Source organism: Pseudomonas asgharzadehiana, from assembly GCF_019139815.1.
GTDB lineage: Bacteria > Pseudomonadota > Gammaproteobacteria > Pseudomonadales > Pseudomonadaceae > Aquipseudomonas > Aquipseudomonas asgharzadehiana.
In genome coordinates, this window is the sequence record NZ_CP077079.1 from 5,122,176 (window position 1) to 5,140,599 (window position 18,424).

At 60.9% G+C, this 18,424-nt stretch carries 21 protein-coding genes; 8 read left to right on the forward strand and 13 right to left on the reverse strand.

Features of this window, described 5'->3' with window-relative positions:
• Nucleotides 1-4: 4 nt before the first annotated feature.
• The 8 genes from KSS96_RS23265 to ffh all read right to left on the reverse strand — a co-directional run bounded on the left by KSS96_RS23265 (nucleotide 5) and on the right by ffh (nucleotide 6,936).
• Nucleotides 5-1,309, reverse strand: coding sequence for a homoserine dehydrogenase (locus KSS96_RS23265; RefSeq protein WP_017529972.1), 1,305 nt, complete (start codon nucleotides 1,307-1,309; stop codon nucleotides 5-7).
• Between the two features lie 129 nt (nucleotides 1,310-1,438).
• Complete coding sequence (locus KSS96_RS23270; RefSeq protein WP_017529973.1) at nucleotides 1,439-2,170, reverse strand: thioredoxin fold domain-containing protein; 732 nt, start codon at nucleotides 2,168-2,170, stop codon at nucleotides 1,439-1,441.
• Between the two features lie 141 nt (nucleotides 2,171-2,311).
• Complete coding sequence (gene xerD / locus KSS96_RS23275) at nucleotides 2,312-3,208, reverse strand: site-specific tyrosine recombinase XerD (RefSeq protein ID WP_017529974.1); 897 nt, start codon at nucleotides 3,206-3,208, stop codon at nucleotides 2,312-2,314.
• 155 nt (nucleotides 3,209-3,363) lie between these two features.
• Nucleotides 3,364-3,714, reverse strand: a complete 351-nt coding sequence (gene rplS, locus KSS96_RS23280) for a 50S ribosomal protein L19 (RefSeq protein WP_003175895.1) — start codon at nucleotides 3,712-3,714, stop codon at nucleotides 3,364-3,366.
• A gap of 45 nt (nucleotides 3,715-3,759) precedes the next feature.
• Nucleotides 3,760-4,533: a tRNA (guanosine(37)-N1)-methyltransferase TrmD gene (gene trmD, locus KSS96_RS23285; protein ID WP_175404167.1), complete on the reverse strand. Its 774-nt coding sequence runs from the start codon at nucleotides 4,531-4,533 to the stop codon at nucleotides 3,760-3,762.
• Nucleotides 4,515-5,051, reverse strand: coding sequence for a ribosome maturation factor RimM (gene rimM, locus KSS96_RS23290; protein WP_053135622.1), 537 nt, complete (start codon nucleotides 5,049-5,051; stop codon nucleotides 4,515-4,517). Before rimM ends, trmD begins: the two co-directional genes overlap by 19 nt.
• Nucleotides 5,052-5,056: 5 nt before the next feature.
• Nucleotides 5,057-5,308, reverse strand: a complete 252-nt coding sequence (rpsP, locus tag KSS96_RS23295; protein WP_003175899.1) for a 30S ribosomal protein S16 — start codon at nucleotides 5,306-5,308, stop codon at nucleotides 5,057-5,059.
• A 251-nt stretch (nucleotides 5,309-5,559) separates the two neighbouring features.
• Nucleotides 5,560-6,936 (reverse strand): signal recognition particle protein, encoded by a 1,377-nt coding sequence (gene ffh / locus KSS96_RS23300; RefSeq protein WP_017529977.1) that lies wholly within the window; start codon nucleotides 6,934-6,936, stop codon nucleotides 5,560-5,562.
• Between the two features lie 234 nt (nucleotides 6,937-7,170).
• Here ffh and KSS96_RS23305 point away from each other — a divergent pair, with 234 nt between their 5' ends.
• The 3 genes from KSS96_RS23305 to KSS96_RS23315 all read left to right on the forward strand — a co-directional run bounded on the left by KSS96_RS23305 (nucleotide 7,171) and on the right by KSS96_RS23315 (nucleotide 10,736).
• On the forward strand, nucleotides 7,171-7,983 hold the full coding sequence (locus KSS96_RS23305) for a cytochrome C assembly family protein (RefSeq protein ID WP_017529978.1): 813 nt from the start codon (nucleotides 7,171-7,173) through the stop codon (nucleotides 7,981-7,983).
• A gap of 12 nt (nucleotides 7,984-7,995) precedes the next feature.
• Entirely contained in the window at nucleotides 7,996-9,234 is a 1,239-nt protein-coding gene (locus KSS96_RS23310; RefSeq protein ID WP_137220243.1) for a transporter associated domain-containing protein, read from the forward strand.
• 191 nt (nucleotides 9,235-9,425) lie between these two features.
• Nucleotides 9,426-10,736: an MFS transporter gene (locus tag KSS96_RS23315; RefSeq protein WP_017529980.1), complete on the forward strand. Its 1,311-nt coding sequence runs from the start codon at nucleotides 9,426-9,428 to the stop codon at nucleotides 10,734-10,736.
• Between the two features lie 95 nt (nucleotides 10,737-10,831).
• Here the strand turns inward: KSS96_RS23315 and purT are convergent, their stop codons facing one another.
• The 5 genes from purT to KSS96_RS23340 all read right to left on the reverse strand — a co-directional run bounded on the left by purT (nucleotide 10,832) and on the right by KSS96_RS23340 (nucleotide 14,022).
• Nucleotides 10,832-12,013 (reverse strand): formate-dependent phosphoribosylglycinamide formyltransferase, encoded by a 1,182-nt coding sequence (gene purT, locus KSS96_RS23320; protein ID WP_017529981.1) that lies wholly within the window; start codon nucleotides 12,011-12,013, stop codon nucleotides 10,832-10,834.
• A 69-nt stretch (nucleotides 12,014-12,082) separates the two neighbouring features.
• Nucleotides 12,083-12,550 (reverse strand): VUT family protein, encoded by a 468-nt coding sequence (locus tag KSS96_RS23325; RefSeq protein ID WP_017529982.1) that lies wholly within the window; start codon nucleotides 12,548-12,550, stop codon nucleotides 12,083-12,085.
• Nucleotides 12,551-12,647: 97 nt separating this feature from the next.
• The gene (locus KSS96_RS23330) at nucleotides 12,648-12,863 is read right to left on the reverse strand and encodes a DUF1289 domain-containing protein (protein WP_065876670.1); all 216 of its coding nucleotides are present in this window, start codon (nucleotides 12,861-12,863) and stop codon (nucleotides 12,648-12,650) included.
• Nucleotides 12,860-13,384: a gamma carbonic anhydrase family protein gene (locus KSS96_RS23335; RefSeq protein WP_116079258.1), complete on the reverse strand. Its 525-nt coding sequence runs from the start codon at nucleotides 13,382-13,384 to the stop codon at nucleotides 12,860-12,862. The genes KSS96_RS23330 and KSS96_RS23335 overlap by 4 nt, the downstream gene beginning before the upstream one ends.
• A gap of 35 nt (nucleotides 13,385-13,419) precedes the next feature.
• Entirely contained in the window at nucleotides 13,420-14,022 is a 603-nt protein-coding gene (locus KSS96_RS23340; protein ID WP_016971944.1) for a CoA pyrophosphatase, read from the reverse strand.
• Between the two features lie 146 nt (nucleotides 14,023-14,168).
• On the opposite strand from KSS96_RS23340, the gene KSS96_RS23345 reads away from it, so the two are divergent.
• The 5 genes from KSS96_RS23345 (at nucleotide 14,169) to KSS96_RS23365 (ending at nucleotide 18,396) form a co-directional block, all read left to right on the forward strand.
• A complete protein-coding gene (locus KSS96_RS23345) occupies nucleotides 14,169-14,717 on the forward strand; it encodes an NUDIX hydrolase (protein ID WP_017529985.1) in 549 nt (182 codons plus the stop codon).
• Nucleotides 14,718-14,754: 37 nt separating this feature from the next.
• A complete protein-coding gene (locus tag KSS96_RS23350) occupies nucleotides 14,755-15,258 on the forward strand; it encodes a L,D-transpeptidase family protein (RefSeq protein WP_017529986.1) in 504 nt (167 codons plus the stop codon).
• 260 nt (nucleotides 15,259-15,518) lie between these two features.
• Complete coding sequence (locus tag KSS96_RS23355; RefSeq protein WP_065876672.1) at nucleotides 15,519-16,277, forward strand: GntR family transcriptional regulator; 759 nt, start codon at nucleotides 15,519-15,521, stop codon at nucleotides 16,275-16,277.
• 9 nt (nucleotides 16,278-16,286) lie between these two features.
• Entirely contained in the window at nucleotides 16,287-17,393 is a 1,107-nt protein-coding gene (nagA, locus tag KSS96_RS23360; RefSeq protein WP_065876673.1) for an N-acetylglucosamine-6-phosphate deacetylase, read from the forward strand.
• Complete coding sequence (locus tag KSS96_RS23365; protein ID WP_065876674.1) at nucleotides 17,386-18,396, forward strand: SIS domain-containing protein; 1,011 nt, start codon at nucleotides 17,386-17,388, stop codon at nucleotides 18,394-18,396. The genes nagA and KSS96_RS23365 overlap by 8 nt, the downstream gene beginning before the upstream one ends.
• Nucleotides 18,397-18,424: the final 28 nt, after the last annotated feature.

An 18,424-nucleotide genomic window follows, 5' to 3' on the forward strand; every position in this document is an offset into this window, starting at 1 on the left:
TCGGTTAGTTCAGGTGTTCGACACGAATGCGAACGACCGGGCCGACGACGCCTTGCAAGGCTTCCAGCGCGGTGATGGCATCGTTGATGTGCTGCTCGAGCACGCGATGAGTCAGCAGGATCATCGGCACCTGGCCGTTTTGCTCCTCGACTTCCTTCTGCATGATCGATTCGATATTGATACCGCGCTCCGACAGAATGCTGGCGACCTGGGCCAGTACGCCAGGGTGATCCTTGGCCTGGATACGCAGGTAGTAGGCGCTTTCGCAGGCCTCGATCGGCAGGATCGGGTGGGCCGACAGCGAATCCGGCTGGAAAGCCAGGTGCGGTACGCGGTTTTCCGGGTCGCTGGTCATGGCACGAACCACGTCCACCAGGTCGGCGATCACCGACGACGCCGTCGGCTCCATGCCGGCGCCAGCGCCGTAGAACAGGGTCGAGCCGGCGGCGTCGCCATTGACCATCACGGCGTTCATCACACCATTGACGTTGGCGATCAGGCGGTCGGCGGGGATCAGTGTCGGGTGTACGCGCAGCTCGATACCGGCCGGGGTGCTGCGCGCTACACCGAGGTGCTTGATGCGGTAGCCCAGGGCTTCGGCGTAGTTCACATCGGCGGTGGTCAGTTTGGTGATGCCTTCGGTGTAGGCCTTGTCGAACTGCAGCGGAATACCAAAGGCGATGGACGCCAGGATGGTCAGCTTGTGCGCAGCGTCGATGCCTTCCACGTCGAAGGTCGGATCGGCTTCGGCGTACCCCAGGGCCTGGGCTTCGGCCAATACGTCTTCGAAGGTACGGCCCTTCTCGCGCATTTCGGTAAGGATAAAGTTACCGGTGCCATTGATGATGCCGGCCACCCAGTTGATGCGGTTGGCGGACAGGCCTTCACGGATCGCCTTGATCACCGGGATACCCCCGGCTACAGCGGCTTCGAACGCGACAATCACGCCTTTTTCACGGGCCCTGGCGAAGATCTCGTTGCCGTGTACGGCGATCAGCGCCTTGTTGGCGGTGACTACGTGCTTGCCGTTCTCGATGGCCTTGAGCACCAATTCGCGGGCCACGGTGTAGCCGCCGACCAGTTCAATGACGATATCGATTTCAGGGTTGGTCGCCACGGCGAAGACATCGTTGGTAATTGCAATACCGGTCGTTTCGAACTGAGGCTTTGGCGAACGCGTGGCAATTTGCGCCACTTCAATCCCACGCCCTGCACGGCGGGAAATTTCTTCAGCATTACGCTGAAGTACGTTGAAGGTGCCGCCACCGACGGTCCCTAACCCACAGATGCCTACTTTGACCGGTTTCACTGAAGAACTCCCCATGAAACGGCCGACGCAAGGTCGGCCGTGGAAAACAGCCGCACGACTGCGGCTTTCAATTGATGGCCCGTCGACTTATGCGCGGGCCATGATCGTCAAAGGTTCGACGATGCTGGTTTATTTGGCACTGAGCGCCAGTTTGGCAACTTGTGGTGCCGGCTGGTAGCCCGGAATCACCTGGCCGTCAGCCAAAACGATGGCCGGTGTGCCGTTCACGCCAATCGACTGGCCCAGGGCGAACTGCTTGGACACTGGGTTGGCGCACTTGGCGGCCTTGATTTCCTTGCCGTCGACCATTTTGTCCATGGCCGCTTTTTTGTCGGTCGAGCACCACACCGCTTGCAACTGCTCGTCACCTGGCGAACCCAGGCCCTGGCGCGGGAACGCAACGTAGCGCACTTCCACGCCGAGCTTGTTCAGCGCGGGCACTTCGGCGTGCAGCTTGTGGCAGTACGGGCAGGTGGTGTCGGTGAACACGGTGATGTGAGTCTTGGTCTCGCCGATGGCCGGGTAAACCACGGTTTCAGCCACCGGGATGCCGTTGATCAGCTTCGACACGCCCAGGCGTTCGGCTTTCTCGGTCAGGTTGACCGGTTTGCCGTCCTTGAGCTGGAACAGGTAGCCCTGGACGATGTACTGGCCATCGCCGCTGGCGTACAGCACGCGGCTGCCCTTGAGCTTGACTTCGTACAGGCCGGCCATCGGGCTGGCACTGATGCTTTCAATCGGCGTATCAAGCTGCAGGTTGGCCAGGCTCTTGCGGATGGTCTGCTCAGCGGCGTCATCGGCGACGGCAAAGGTGGATACCAACGCAATGGCTGCGACGGCAATAATCTGGGTCAAGCGCATGGAAACTCCTGAAGGCAGATGCTGGGACGGGTACAGGCAGGCCGATTGCAAACTCGGGTGTGGACCGTCGCCTTTGCGAACCGGCAAAGCCTACCACAGTTGGATCGCAGGGCAGCCGGTGGCGGGATAAATTGGGCGTTTTCAGCCTCGCGGGTGGTGCTTGGCGTGCATATCCTGCAAGCGCGCCCGTGCCACATGGGTGTAGATCTGGGTTGTGGATAAATCACTGTGCCCCAGCAGCATCTGGACCACGCGCAAGTCGGCGCCGTGGTTGAGCAAATGCGTGGCAAATGCATGGCGCAGCGTATGGGGCGACAGGGTCTTGCCGATCCCGGCGACCTTGGCCTGGTGCTTGATGCGGTGCCAGAACGTCTGGCGGGTCATTTGCTCACCGCGCAGGCTGGGGAACAGCACATCACTGGGGCGCCCGCCGAGCAGTTCGCTGCGGGCATCACGCATATAGCGCTCGACCCACACAATCGCTTCCTCGCCCATGGGCACCAGCCGCTCCTTGCTGCCCTTGCCCATGACCCGCAGCACGCCTTGGCGCAGGTTGACTTGCTCCAGGGTCAGGCTGATCAATTCCGTGACACGCAGGCCGCAGGCGTACAACACTTCGAGCATCGCACGGTCGCGCTGGCCAATGGCTTCGCTCAGGTCCGGGGCGGCGAGCAAGGCGTCAACATCGGCTTCCGACAACGATTTGGGCAAAGGCCTGCCCAGTTGGGGCATGTCGATTTGCAGGGTCGGGTCGAGCGCGATCAGTTTTTCTCGCAGCAAATACCGATAAAACCCACGTACGCCCGAGAGAAATCTCGCCGTGGAGCGTGGTTTATAGTTCTGTTCAAGGCGCCAGGCCAGGTGATCGAGGATCAGCTCACGGCCGGCGTTGATCAGTTCGAGGTTTTTTTCCTGTAGCCAGCCGTTGAACAGCGCCAGGTCACTGCGATAGGCCTGACGGGTGTTGTCCGACAGGCCTTTTTCCAGCCAGAGGGCGTCGAGGAAGCGGTCGATCAGGGGATGGTCGATAGCGGGCATGGGGGCTCGGGCTGATTATCGGGGGTGTCGGGTGGATCTTATCGCAGCCAAGCCAACGCCACACTTCAATGGCGTATGCCTGGTAGCGCTCAGACAAATTCCAGGCACAAAAAAGCAGCCCGTAGGCTGCTTTTTTCTGCATCGGGAAGCTGGACTTAAGCCAGTTTTTCCTTGATGCGAGCTGCTTTACCGGACAGGTCACGCAGGTAGTACAGCTTGGCTTTACGTACGTCACCGCGACGCTTGACGGCCATGCTGTCGATTTGCGGGCTGTAGGTCTGGAAAGTACGCTCTACGCCAACACCGTTGGAGATTTTACGAACAGTGAAAGCACTGTTCACACCACGGTTACGCTTGGCGATTACCACGCCTTCGAACGCTTGCAGACGCGAACGGTCGCCTTCCTTCACTTTCACCTGAACGACAATAGTGTCGCCTGGGGCAAAGGTAGGGATCTCTTTGGTCATCTGCTCTGCTTCGAGTGCAAGGATGATTTTGTTAGTCATGCTGTGCTCCTAAGGTAAGTCAATGGACCTACCATCGATACGTTGTTAACTATCGTCCCGCGCGAGGATGTATTCCTCGAGCAGCTTCTTCTCTTCTCCAGAAAGCGAGCGGCTTTCCAGAAGATCGGCGCGTCGTTCATAGGTCCGACCAAGGGACTGCTGTAAACGCCAACGCCGGATGTGTGCGTGATTGCCACTTAGCAATACGTCGGGAACACGCTGATCCGCATACACCTCCGGTCGGGTGTAGTGCGGGCAATCCAGCAAACCATCCGTGAAGGAATCTTCCTCCGCGGAGTCCACATGCCCTAAAGCTCCAGGCAGCAGTCGTGTAACCGCATCTATCAGGACCATCGCCGGCAGCTCACCGCCAGACAGGACATAGTCCCCAATCGACCACTCTTCATCGACATGAGCTTCAATAAAACGCTCGTCAATGCCTTCATAGCGACCGGCAATCAGGATCAAACTTTCCTCATTCGCCAGTTCGCGTACCCCAGCCTGTTTCAGCTGGCGGCCTTGAGGGGACAGGTAAATTACCTTCGCCTTCTCCCCGGCGGCGGCCTTGGCCTGGGCCAATGCGTCTTCCAGGGGCTTGATCTTCATCACCATGCCCGGGCCACCGCCAAATGGGCGATCGTCCACAGTGTGATGTCGATCCGTCGTGTAGTCTCGCGGGTTCCAACAGGTAAGCTGCAACAGCCCCTGCTTCACCGCCCGACTGGTGATGCCGTACTCGCTGACGGCGGAAAACATCTCGGGAAACAAACTGATCACTTCAATGCGCAAATTAGCCACGCTTAGAAGTCCGCGTCCCATTCCACCTTCATCTCGCCCGCTGCCAGGTCGACGGCCAACACGCATTGCTCCGTATAGGGCAACAGGCGTTCGCGATCATCCAGGCTGCCAGCGCAAGGCTTGACCACCATTACATCATTGGCGCCGGTTTCCAGAAGATGATCGATTTTCCCGAACAATTGCCCGAGTTGATCGATAACCTTCAGACCTTCCAGCTGGTACCAGTAGTACTCGCCGTCGGTCAATTCAGGGAACAGGTTGCGCGGCACGCAGATCTCATAACCGGCCAGAAGACGGGCTTCTTCGCGATCATCAAGACCCTTGAGCTTTGCGACCAGGAACTTATCGCTCCCGCGTCCACTGACCAGCTCGACCTGTTTCACACTACCTTCGCGCTTGAGCGTCCAGGTTTTGTACTGCAACAGGTTTTCGGTCGGATCAGTAAAGGAATACACCTTCACTTCGCCGCGAACGCCATGAACAGAATAAATCTTGCCGATAACGATCAAATCATCAGCAACAGCTGGCGTCGCGTTCATATTGCTCAGGCTGCGGCCTTAGCCGAGTCCTTCAACAGTTTTGCTACGCGCTCGGATGGCTGTGCGCCAACGCTCAGCCAGTAGGCTACGCGCTCTTGGTTCACGGACAGACGAACTTCTTGACCACGGGCAACAGGGTTGAAGAAACCAACCTGTTCCTTGTGCGAACCGTCGCGCGGGTTGCGGCTGTCGGTTACGGTCAAGTGGTAAAACGGGCGCTTTTTGGAGCCGCCAAGGGCAAGACGGATTGTTAGCATGTGAACATCGTTCCTGTAGTCGGTGCTGCAAATCTAAATGCACAGCGGGCATAGGTGCCCGAAAGGCCGCATATTCTAAGGAATATCCGGACTTTTGCAAATGTCTTTTTCTGGCGCCTATCAACGTGCCATTCAGATCTGCTAAAGGGCCGTCGATTAAAACGGCGAGTCAGCTCCCGCCAACGGCGGGTTTGCTGGAGATCCCACATCCCTGTGGGTCGGAGCGCAAGCAACGCTTACGCTCGAATTCTTTACATCTTCGGCATGCCGCCGCCGGGCAACATGCCGCCCATGCCGCGCATCATCTTGGCCATCCCGCCCTTGGCGGAGAATTTCTTCATCATTTTCTGCATCTGCTTGTGCTGCTTGATCAAGCGACCGATGTCCTGCACCTGGGTGCCGGAGCCCATGGCGATCCGACGCTTGCGCGAACCGCTGATCAGCTCAGGGTCGCGGCGCTCGGCCGGGGTCATGGAATTGATGATGGCTTCCATCTGCTTGAACTGCTTCTCTGCCGCGCCCTGGGCATTGCCCATTTGCGCCAGGTTCACACCGCCGATGTTCGGCAGCTTGTCCATAAGGCCGCCGAGGCCGCCCATGTTCTTCATTTGTTGCAGTTGATCGCGGAAGTCTTCGAGGTCGAAGCCCTTGCCCTTCTTCAACTTTTTAGCCAGTTTGTCGGCTTTGTCCTTGTCGAGCGTCGCTTCGGCCTGCTCGATCAGGCTGAGCACGTCGCCCATGCCGAGGATGCGCGAGGCGATACGCTCCGGGTGGAACGGTTCGAGCGCTTCGCTCTTCTCGCCCATGCCGATGAACTTGATCGGTTTGCCGGTAATGGCACGTACCGACAACGCGGCACCACCACGGGCGTCGCCGTCGACCTTGGTCAGGATCACGCCGGTCAGCGGCAGCGCGTCACCGAAGGCCTTGGCGGTGTTGGCCGCATCCTGGCCGGTCATGGCATCGACCACAAACAGCGTCTCGACCGGGTTGATCGCGGCGTGCAATGCCTTGATCTCGCCCATCATCTCTTCGTCGATGTGCAGGCGACCGGCGGTATCGACGATGACCACGTCGATGAATTTCAGCCGTGCTTCTTTAATAGCGGCGCTGGCAATGTCGACCGGCTTCTGGCTCAGGTCCGACGGGAAGAAGGTCACGCCCACTTCGCCGGCGAGCATTTCCAACTGCTTGATGGCGGCCGGACGGTAGACGTCCGCCGATACCACCATCACGGATTTTTTCTTGCGTTCTTTAAGGAAGCGCGCCAGCTTGCCGGCGGTGGTGGTTTTACCCGCACCTTGCAGACCGGCCATCAGCACCACGGCGGGCGGCACGGCGCTGAGGTTCAGGTCTTCGTTGGCCGCGCCCATCAGGCTTTCGAGTTCGGCCTGGACGATCTTCACAAAGGCCTGGCCCGGGGTCAGGCTGCGCGACACTTCAGTGCCGACCGCGCGTTCCTTGACCGAGTTGACGAAGTCCTTGACCACAGGCAACGCCACGTCGGCTTCCAGCAATGCCATGCGCACTTCGCGCAGGGTGTCTTTAATATTGTCCTCGGTCAGCTTGGCCTTGCCGGTTACGTGGCGCAGCGTCTGCGAGAGACGGTCAGTCAAGTTTTCAAACATGCGCGATCCTTTCAGGCCCTATGCATCGAAGTGCGTTGGTAGACCGAGGTAGTGACGGCCCAGGCTGTGGTAAATCGCTATTAAAAACAGCGTTCGGCGAGCCTGCGGCGTGGGCAGGTCGCGGATTATAGCGAAGACTGCGCGCATGCACACCCGCTGTCTGGCCTGGGAGTCTTTCGTGCAACGCTGGGGTGTGCCAAACTCAGCGCCTTTCGGGCTCGTCTATCAGGATTTATGGTCCCCTTGTCACCCAGTTTGCTACCCAGCCTCGCCGCCGCCATCTTGTATGCCGCTGCGACTCTCTATCAGGGCACTCGTCTGGCCCAAGGCACCAAGGCGGACAAACGTCTGCTGGTTGGGCTGGGCGTCCTCGCCCTGCTGGCCCACGCCGCGAGCCTGTTCACCCATCTGATGACGCCGGTTGGCCTGGGCCTGGACTTTTTCAGCGCCGCCAGCCTGATCGCTGCGGCGGTCATCGCACTGACCGTGCTGGCCTGCTACCGGATCCCCGTCGAGAACCTGCTCGTTCTGCTCTTCCCGCTGGGCGTGCTAACGGTGTTGCTGGCGCAATTCGCCCCCACCGGCACGGTGCAGGTGATTGACGAAGAACCCGGCATCCTTGCCCACATCCTGCTGTCGATCCTGGCCTATGGCATGTTCACCATCGCTGTGTTCCAGGCCCTGCTGCTGCTGGTGCAAGACCACCAACTCAAGCACAAGCACCCGTCGGGTTTGATCAAGAACTTCCCGCCGTTGCAAACCATGGAAAGCCTGCTGTTTGGTTTCCTGTGGGCCGGCTGGACGCTGTTGTCGCTGTCGTTGATCTCGGGCTGGCTGTTCGTCGAAAACCTGTTTGCCCAGCATCTGGTACACAAGACCCTGCTGGCCTGCCTGGCCTGGATCGTGTTCAGCGTGCTGCTGTGGGGTCGTAACCGACTCGGCTGGCGCGGGCATAAGGCAATCCGCTGGACCCTGGCCGGTTTCTGCCTGCTGATGCTGGCCTATTTCGGCAGCAAGCTGGTTCGCGAATACATCCTGCATATCTGACGGGCAGCGATCATGGACAACTTGCCCCTTGGGCCGATGCTTGCGGTAATCGCCTTGCTGGTGTTATGGGCCGGGCTGTTTACCGCCATTGAAGCCGCCCAGCAACACCTGCTGGCGCTGCGCCCCGGCACGCGCCAGGGTGACAAGGCCGCGGCCCGCCTGAATTTTCCACGTAACAGCCTGATCCTGTGCAACAGCCTGTGTCGCGCCGCCGTGGTCATTCTGTGCACATTGCTGGCGATCTATGCCTGGGCAGAGAACGGCCCGTGGCTGGGTTGGCTGATCGCCTGCGCCCTGCTGCTGATACTGGCCGACTACATGCCCCGCGCCTTGGCCACCCGCCATCCGCAAGCGGTGCTGGGTTTTGGCAACAGCCTGCTGGGTGTACCGCTGAAAATCCTCTACCCCGCAGCCTGGCTGCTCAATGGCATCAGCCTGCTGTTGTTGCGCCCGTTCACGCGCAAATCCGGCGTGGTGAAAAAGAGCGACGAGCCGCTGCCCGACCACGATGACGAGCCCGAGCCCGAGACCGACGAAAACCGCACACCCGGCATGCCCGGCATCCACGCCCTGGACAACATCACGGTCAATGACATCCTGGTGCCCCGCAGCGAAGTGGATGGCATCAACCTGGATGACCCGATCGAAGACATCATCGAGCAACTGCGCACCTCCCAGCGCACGCGCCTGCCGGTGTTCCACAGCGATATCAACCAAGTGCAGGCCGTGCTCAACACGCGGCAAATCCAGCACCTGCTGCCTGACGCCAGCCTGACCAAAGAGGCGCTCCTCGCCGCCTGCCATGAACCCTACTTCGTTCCCGAAAGCACGCCTCTGCAACTGCAATTGCTGAACTTCCACAAACAGCAGCGGCGCCTGGGCATGGTGGTGGATGAATATGGCGAAGTGCTGGGTATCGTGACCCTCGAAGATATCCTCGAAGAAATCGTCGGCGAGTTCGAAAACGAGCAAAGCACCGACAACCCGCATATCGAGCCCCAACCCGACGGTCGCTATATCATCGACGGCGCCGCATCGATCCGTGAGCTGAACAAAAGCCTGGGCTGGCACCTGCCCAGCGACGGTCCCAAGACCCTCAATGGTCTGGTGACCGAGGCGCTGGAGACGATTCCGGATTGCGCGGTGTGCCTGAAAATCGGTCGCTACCGCCTGGAAATCCTCGAGACCGAGGACAACCGGGTGAGCAAGGTGCTGATCTGGCATACCAGCCGGATACCCGTCGCCGCCTAACTGCCTGACCGTAAATAGCCGTCTTCCACATTTGTTTTGCGGCGTGCGGGCTCTTGTTGTAATTCCAGACCCCTTCTTATAATCCCTGCGGCTTACCCAAGCTTCGCCCGACCGCGTGCAACCCTGATCAATGGGTGTTCGACCAATAATAATCCGCGTCCAAACGCGCAATGACCGTCAGGGATACCGCCATGAGTACCACCTATAACGAAGCCGCGCCCGCCGCCCCGGCCAACTCGACCGCACGGGTCGCGACCGCCAGCATCGTCGGCACCGCCATCGAGTTCTACGACTTCTATATCTACGCTACCGCCGCGGCGCTGGTGATCGGCCCGGTGTTTTTTCCGCAGACTTCCGGCACCGCGCAAATGCTGGCGTCGTTCCTGACCTTCGGTATCGCTTTTATCGCCCGGCCGCTGGGCTCGGCGTTGTTCGGCCACTTCGGGGACCGTATCGGGCGCAAATCCACACTGGTGGCCTCGCTGTTGCTGATGGGCGTATGCACGACGTTGATCGGCTTGCTGCCCGGCTATGACAGTATCGGCGCTTGGGCGCCTATCCTGTTGTGTGTGCTGCGTTTCGGCCAGGGCCTTGGCCTGGGTGGCGAATGGGGCGGCGCGGCGTTACTGGCCACCGAAAACGCGCCCAAAGGCAAACGCGCCTGGTTCGGCATGTTCCCGCAGTTGGGCCCGTCGATCGGCTTCCTTGCCGCAAACGGCTTGTTCCTGATCCTGGCCATGAGCCTGAACGACGAGCAGTTCCGCAGTTGGGGCTGGCGCATTCCGTTCATCCTCAGCGCGGCGCTGGTGATGGTCGGTTTATACGCACGCTTGAAGCTGCATGAAACCCCGGTATTCGCCAACGCAGTGGCCAGGGAAAAACCAGTAAAAGTGCCGCTGGTGGAATTGTTCAGCCAGCATTGGCTGCCGGTGCTGTTGGGCGCCGCCTCTATGGTGGTGTGCTATGCGCTGTTCTATATCACCACAGCGTTTTCCCTGAGCTACGGCGTATCGACCCTGGGCTACAGCCGCGAAACCTTCCTCGCCCTGCTGTGCTTTGCCGTGTTGTTCATGGGCCTGGCCACCCCCTTGGCCGCCCTGGCCAGTGATCGCTATGGGCGCAAGCCGGTGCTGATCGTCGGTGCGATCCTCGCCATCCTGTCGGGCTTCACCATGGAGCCCCTGCTGACCCACGGCTCAACCTGGGCCGTGGCACTGTTTCTGGCCTTGGAGCTGTTCCTGATGGGCGTGACTTTCGCCCCGATGGGCGCGCTGTTGCCCGAACTGTTCCCGACCCGCGTGCGTTATACCGGTGCTTCGGCGGCGTATAACCTGGGTGGAATCGTCGGTGCATCGGCCGCACCGTTCTTCGCAACCAAGCTGGTGGCGATGGGTGGCCTGAGTTATGTCGGAGGGTATGTGTCGGCGGCAGCGTTGCTCAGCTTGATTGCCGTGCTGTGCCTGAAAGAGACGCGGGATAACGACTTGAACAAGGTCGCCTGATAAACCGCAATCGGGAGCAAGCCCCCTTCCCACACTCGACCGCATTCCAAAGGCTATACGCGGTTAAATGTGGGAGGGGCTTGCTCCCGATGCTGTTAGAGCTCTACGACAACAGCTTGGGAAGCCCGGGTCGCCTTGGCCCGCGCCGCTTCGATCGACTCATCCCGCGCCAACGCCACGCCCATGCGGCGCTGGCCATTGACTTCTGGCTTACCAAACAAACGCAACGCCGTATCCGGCTCGCTCAAGGCGGCGCCGAGGTTGGCGAATGCGGTCTGGGTTGACTGCCCTTCCACCAGAATCACCGCCGAAGCCGAAGGCCCGAACTGACGGATCAAAGGAATCGGCAGGCCGAGAATCGCGCGCGCGTGCAGGGCGAATTGCGACAGGTCCTGGGAGATCAACGTGACCAAACCGGTGTCATGCGGGCGCGGCGATACTTCGCTGAACCACACCTGGTCGCCTTTGATGAACAGTTCCACGCCAAACAGGCCGCGGCCCCCCAAGGCTTCGGTCACGGCTTTGGCAACGCGCTCGGATTCGGCCAGGGCTACCGGGCTCATGGCCTGTGGCTGCCAGGATTCCTGATAGTCGCCTTTCTCCTGACGGTGGCCGACTGGCGCACAGAACGTGGTGCCTCCGATGTGGCGTACGGTCAGCAGGGTGATCTCGTAGTCGAAGTCGATAAAGCCTTCGATGATCACGCGGCCTTTACCGGCACGCCCACCCTCTTGGGCGTAGTCCCAGGCCTTCTGCACGTCGTCGGCGCTGCGCAGCAGGCTCTGGCCCTTGCCCGACGAACTCATCACTGGCTTGACCACGCAGGGGAAGCCCAGGTCTTGCACGGCCTTGCTGTAGTCTTCGAAGGTATCGGCGAAGTGGTAAGGCGAGGTCGGCAGGTCCAGCTCTTCGGCGGCCAGGCGGCGGATGCCTTCACGGTTCATGGTCAGCGACGCGGCGCGCGCGGTCGGGATCACCGTGAAGCCTTCAGCTTCCAGTTCCACCAGGGTGGCGGTGGCGATGGCTTCGATTTCCGGCACGATGAAGTGCGGCTTTTCGGCTTCGATCACCGCACGCAGGGCGGCGCCATCGAGCATATTGATCACGTGGCTGCGATGCGCCACTTGCATGGCCGGCGCGTTGGCATAGCGATCCACGGCAATCACTTCAACGCCCAGGCGTTGCAGTTCGATTACCACTTCCTTGCCCAGCTCACCGCAGCCACACAGCAAAACGCGGGTCGCGGTTGGCGACAATGGAGTTCCGATTCGGGTCATCTCAGGTCCTCAGGGGAGCGGATCATGGGGAGAAAGGCCGGCATTTTACATGAACTACAACAATTGGCCTCAGTTGGCGACAGCCCGCTTGCGCAAGCGCCAGGCCATGATCAGCCACACCACCGTAACCCCGGCGAATTTCGAGGCCAGTGCGGTGCCCACCACCGCCGGCGTCAGGGCGCCGATCAGGCCGAAGAAAATGAAGGTGTCGAGGGGAATGCTCAGCGCCGAACTTATCCACAGGCGGTCGTGCAACGGGCGCTTGGTGATGCTGAACACCAGCCAGTCGATGCACTCGGACACCGCAAATGCCGTGGCACTGGCCAGGGCAATGGCCGGGTCGGAGGTAATGTACGAGAGCACCAGCGCCGCCAGCATGGCAATGATCGCACCATGGCCGAAGCGGGTTTGCACCATGTCGCGCAAGACGAATACCAGGCCGCCCCAGGCGGACCAGATCACGTCCAGGTGCGGAGCGGTGGAAAAGGCGAAGTTGATCAGCACGACGCTGCTGATGTAGGCGATCAGGAAGAGCATTGGAAGTGGACCTGTGGATAATCTCGCACAGGGTACACAAATAAATACACGTCGTCTGGGAGGGCCTCATCGGGGGCTTGCTCCCGATAGCAATCGATCAGGCATCCGAGCGCTTGGGCGTCATCCATACCAACCCACTCGCCACCGCCCGCGCATGGCACAACACCAGCACCGCCCGGCGCTCGGCGTTATCCATGCGGCTCCAGCGCGTAATCTCATCCACAGTGCGCTGGCAGCCGGTGCACATATCGTCATCATCCAGCGCGCAAATACTTACGCACGGCGAGGCAACGGGGCGTTCAACCGGGTTCATTCCGGCTGCTCGATCAGGTCCCGCGCGTAACGCTGAGCGTTATGCACATAGTGCGCAGCGCTGGCTTCGAGCATCCGTTTCTGCGCGTCGGTCAGCTCACGCACCACCTTGCCCGGCGAGCCCATCACCAGCGAACCATCGGGGATTTCCTTGCCTTCGCCAATCAGCGAGTTGGCGCCGATGATGCAATGCTTGCCGATCCTGGCGCCGTTGAGGATCACCGCATTGATACCGATCAGGCTGTAATCGTCCACCGTGCAACCGTGCAGCATGGCGTTGTGGCCGATGGTCACGCCGGTGCCGAGGGTCAGCGGGTAGCCCATGTCGGTGTGCATCACGCTGCCGTCCTGCACGTTGCTGTTCTTGCCGATCAGGATCAGTTCGTTATCGCCACGCAACACCGCGTTGAACCAGACGTTAGCGCCCTCCTCCAGCTTGACCTTGCCCACCAGCGTTGCATTGGGGGCCACCCAACTCTGCGGATGCGTCTCGACGCGGGCGTCGCCCAAGCGGTATTTCATGGTGTGTCCTCACGGCTCGCCATTCACACGATGGCTTAGATATTGATGAAACTCTTGGGCGGCTGATGCAGGCTGATCTTGGCATCGTCATAGAGCAGGTTGATCAGCTCCACGATCATGATCGCCGTCAGCCCCCAGATTTTGTATTCGCCGAACCGATAGCTGGGCACATACCAACTGCGGCCCTGGTAATCGATGCGGTGGGTATGTTCGCGTGGGTCCTGTCGGAAAAAGTCCAGGGGCACGCTGAAAACGGCGGCGATCTCGGCGTCGTTGGCCAAGTATTCGACGTAGTCGGGTATCACCCCCACATACGGCGTTACGCGGATGCCATGCAGGGAAATCAGCGGGCTCAACGGGCCGATCACCTCGACCAGCCCAGGTGGCAGGCCGATTTCTTCTTCGGCTTCACGCAGGGCGGTGAAGATCAGGTCCGGGTCTTCGGGGTCGCGGCGCCCGCCGGGAAAGGCCACTTCGCCACCGTGGGTCGACAGGCCACTGGCGCGCAGGGTCAGGATCAGCTCAGGTTCGTCACTGCGGGTAATCGGCACCAGCACCGCAGCCTCGGGGAAACGCCCATCGGTTTCCAGCGTGTGGGGGGTGTGATTGCTTACCCGGCGAAGTAGCTCGTCCAGCATGAGTCATCTCGGTCTGTTGGCTACCTTGCATCATGCACCAAAGCGTGCGGGCGCCCAACCCCAAAACCCGGTGGGTGTCGCTAAACGACAACTTGCAGGGCCTTGCCCGCCACGCCAAGATAGACGCACTTTCCAGGAACCCCAGCATGAATTTCTGCAGCCAGTGCGGCAAACCGGTGACCCAACGCATTCCCGAAGGCGACGCGCGCCTGCGCTTTGTGTGCGATCACTGCTCGACCATCCATTACCAGAACCCCAATATCGTTGCCGGTACCGTGCCGGTGTGGGGCGACAAAGTGCTGCTGTGCCGCCGCGCCATCGAGCCGCGCCTGGGTTACTGGACCCTGCCCGCAGGCTTCATGGAAAACGGCGAAACCGTCGAACAGGCGGCCATGCGTGAAACCCTGGAAGAAGCCTGCGCCCGCGTGCGCAACCTGAACATCTATACCCTGATCAATGTGCCGCACATCAGCCAGGTGCACATCTTCTACCGCGCCGAGCTGATCGACCTGGACTTTGCCGCAGGCCAGGAAAGCCTTGAAGTGAAGCTGTTCGATGAAGCCGATATCCCTTGGTCCGAGCTGGCTTTCCGCACGGTAGGGCGTACCTTAGAATGCTTTTTCGCTGACCGTCGCCAACAGGCGTACCCGGTGCGCAGCGAGTCCGTGCCACCACTTGCCAAGCCCGCCCAATAACAAGCCGGCCGATCGTCGCCAAAGGGATACCGTTTCAATGCGTTGGTTGCTTGCTCTGCTCTGCCTGTCGTTCGCTACGCTGTCGTCGGCCTCCACCCTGCAAACCCTGGGCGGCAAACCTGTCGAAAAAGTCCTGGTGCTTAAATCCGCCCATCAGTTGCAACTGATCAACGACGGCAAGCCGTTCAAGACCTACCGTATTTCCCTGGGCAAAAACCCCAAGGGCCACAAGCTGATCGAAGGCGACCGCCGCACCCCCGAGGGTTTCTATTGGATCGACTGGCGCAAGACCAGCGACCGCTTCAACCTGGCCATGCATATTTCCTACCCCAACATCAGCGACGCCGCCCGCGCGCGCCGCGAAGGGGTGAAGCCCGGCAGCATGATCATGATCCACGGCACTCCCGACACCGAGGACTACCCCGAGCAGTGGTTCCACACCCTGGACTGGACCGACGGCTGCATCGGCATGCGCAACGTCGACATGCGTGAAGTCTGGAGCCTGGTCAAAGACGGCACGCTGATCGAGATTCGCCCGTAATCGTCGACCGTTCGTAAAATAATTCAAAAAAATCCCCTTCCCCCACAGCCCCCGCCGGTGAATACCAGTGCACGGCACGGGCTGCGTCGTTCTGCGCGCGATAAAGACCTCTGTAATACCACTTGCCGCCAAGCTCCGTTTCAGGGCCTTGGAATGGCGATTTGCACCGTTTTGGCGGCATTGACATGGTATTTAAGTGGTATTAATTTCCGGCCAATACCGGGCGACAACACTCCAATAACGCATCGGAAACCTGACAGATGAATCCCATCCTGGCCCTGCGCCCCGACGGTAAACAGTCCACGCCGCTGTACCTGCAATTGGCGCGCAAGCTCGAAGCCGCCATTCACGCCGGCGAGTGGAAATCCGAACAGGCGTTGCCCTCCGAGCGCGTACTCAGCGAGCAATTGAGCATCTCGCGAGTCACCGCTCGCAAGGCGCTGCAAGTGCTGTTTGACCAAGGCCTGATCCGCCGCAGCCAGGGCTCCGGCACCTTTATCACGCCACGCCTGGAACAGCCGCTGTCGCGCCTCTCGGGGTTCAGCGAGATGTTGCGCCTCAAGGGTTTTGTGCCTACCTCCCAATGGCTGGAGCGCGATATCACCCAGCCCACCCACGAAGAGCTGATCCGCCTGGCCTTGTCGCCTACCGACAAAGTGGCGCGCCTGAAGCGGTTGCGCAAAGCCGATGACACGGTCATGGCGATTGAAATGACCACCCTGCCCGCCACCGTGCTGCCGCAACCGCAAGCCATCGGCAACTCGCTCTACGAGTACCTGGAAAGCATCGGCAAACCCATCGTGCGTGCCCTGCAGCACATCCAGGCGATCAACGCCTCGGACGAGTTCGCCGCCCTGGTAGGCATCGCCCCGGGCACCGCCATGTTGCTGATGACCCGCGTGGGCTACACCGCTGACAACACGCCGATAGAAATCACCGACACCTACTGCCGCAACGACTACTACGACTTCGTGGCAGAGCTGCGCAGATACGACTTTGCCGCCGAGTTGCGGCCTTAGAGAACTGCCATGTCCGAAGACAATATCCTCACGCCACACGGCTGGATTCGCGGCCGCCTGGTACACGCACACGGCAAGGTGGTGGCCATTGAAGGCACGCCTTGCGACCCGGCTGAAAACGACTTGCCCTACCTGCTGCCGGGCTTTATCGACCTGCATGTGCACGGCGGTGGCGGTAAGGACATCATGGAGGGCATCGAGGCCTTCGAGACCATCACCCGCACCCACGTGCGCTTTGGCACCACTTCGCTGCTGGCCACCACCATGACCGCGCCGGTGGCAGAGATCTCCCGCGTGCTCGGCCAGCTCGGCGCCTTCTGCGAGCAGCGCCCTACGGGCAGCGCCCGAGTACTTGGCGTGCATCTGGAAGGTCCCTACATCAATCCGGGAAAACTCGGCGCCCAGCCCAATTTCGCCCACACCGCCTTGATGGAAGAAGTCGAAGCCTACCTGCGCCTGGCGCCGATCCGCGTGATCACCATCGCCCCCGAAATCGCCGGCCACGACCTGCTGATCCGCACCCTCAGCGAGCGCGGGGTACGCATGCAGATCGGCCATACCCTGGGTAGCTATGAAGAAGGCGTCGCCGCCCTCGCCGCCGGCGCCACCAGTTTCACTCACTTGTATAACGCCATGAGCCCGCTGCATCACCGCGAGCCGGGCATCGTCGGCGCCGCGCTGGCCCACGCCCAATACGCCGAATTGATCCCGGACTTGCTCCACGTCCACCCCGGCGCCATGCGCGTGGCCCTGCGTGCGATCCCGTGCCTGTACTGCGTGACCGACTCCACCGCTGCCGCCGGTATGCCCGACGGCGAGTACAAGTTGGGCAGCCACACCGTGACCAAGTGCCTGGGCGGCGTGCGCCTGGCCGACGGCACCCTGGCCGGCAGCACGCTGACCATGGACCAGGCACTGCGCAACCTGGTGAAGATCGGCCTGCCCATCAGCGAAGCCTCACAACGCCTGTCGCAATTTCCTGCGGACTACCTGGGCCTGGAAGAACGCGGTCGCCTGCAACCCGGCAGCTTTGCCGATTGTGTGCGCCTGGACCGCTCCCTGTATCTGACCGACGTAATGGTCGAAGGAGACACCCTTGACTTCAAAAATGCTTGAAGAGGCCTTGGCCTCCTGTGAAGCGGTCGTCGCCCAATTACAGCGCCTGACCCCGATACTGGAAGAGATCGCCGGCCGCCTGCGCCGCCAGCCGCCGCAAGTGGCGATGACCATTGCCCGTGGCAGTTCGGACCACGCCGCCAGCTACTTCGCCTACCTGACCATGCAGCATCTGGGGGTTGCGGTCGCGTCGTTGCCGATGTCGGTGGTGACCTTGTTGCAAGCGCCGTTGAAGGTTAGCGGCCAAGTGGCCTTCGGGTTTTCGCAGTCGGGGCAAAGCCCGGACCTGGTCAACAGCCTGCGCCTGCTGCGCAAGCGCGGTGCCTTGAGCATCTCGCTGGTCAACGCTGAAGACTCACCGCTGGAAGCTGCGTGCGAGTTCCACGTGCCGCTGTGCGCCGGGCCCGAACTCAGTGTGGCCGCCACCAAGAGTTTTATCGCCACCCTCAGCGCCAGCGCCCTGTTGGTCGGGCACTGGAATCAGCAAGCGGACTTGTTGCAAGCATGCCAGGCGCTGCCCGAGGGCTTGCGCGACGCCGCCAAACAGGATTGGCGCCATGCCGTCGACGCCCTGCGTGACAGCCAGCGCTTGATGGTGATCGGCCGTGGCGCCGGTTTTGCCATCGCCCAGGAAGCCGCGCTCAAGCTCAAGGAAACCTCGGCGATCCAGGCCGAAGCCTTCAGCAGCGCCGAAGTGCGCCACGGGCCGATGGCCTTGATCAATGAGAACTACCCGCTGCTGGTGTTCGCCCCGCGCGGCGCCGAGCAAGCCGGTTTGCTGAGCCTGGCCGCCGACATGCGCCAACGCGGCGCACGTGTATTGCTGGCCGCGCCGGACGATATTGCCGAACGCGACCTGACCCTGAGCCGCGCCGAGCACCCGAGCCTGGATCCGATCCTGGCCATCCAGAGTTTTTATGTGATGGCAGCAGGGCTGGCGGTCGCACGTGGCATGGACCCGGACCAGCCGCGTCATCTGAGCAAAGTCACCCGCACCCACTGAGTCGATCGCTGCGTTTTTCCTGATGAGT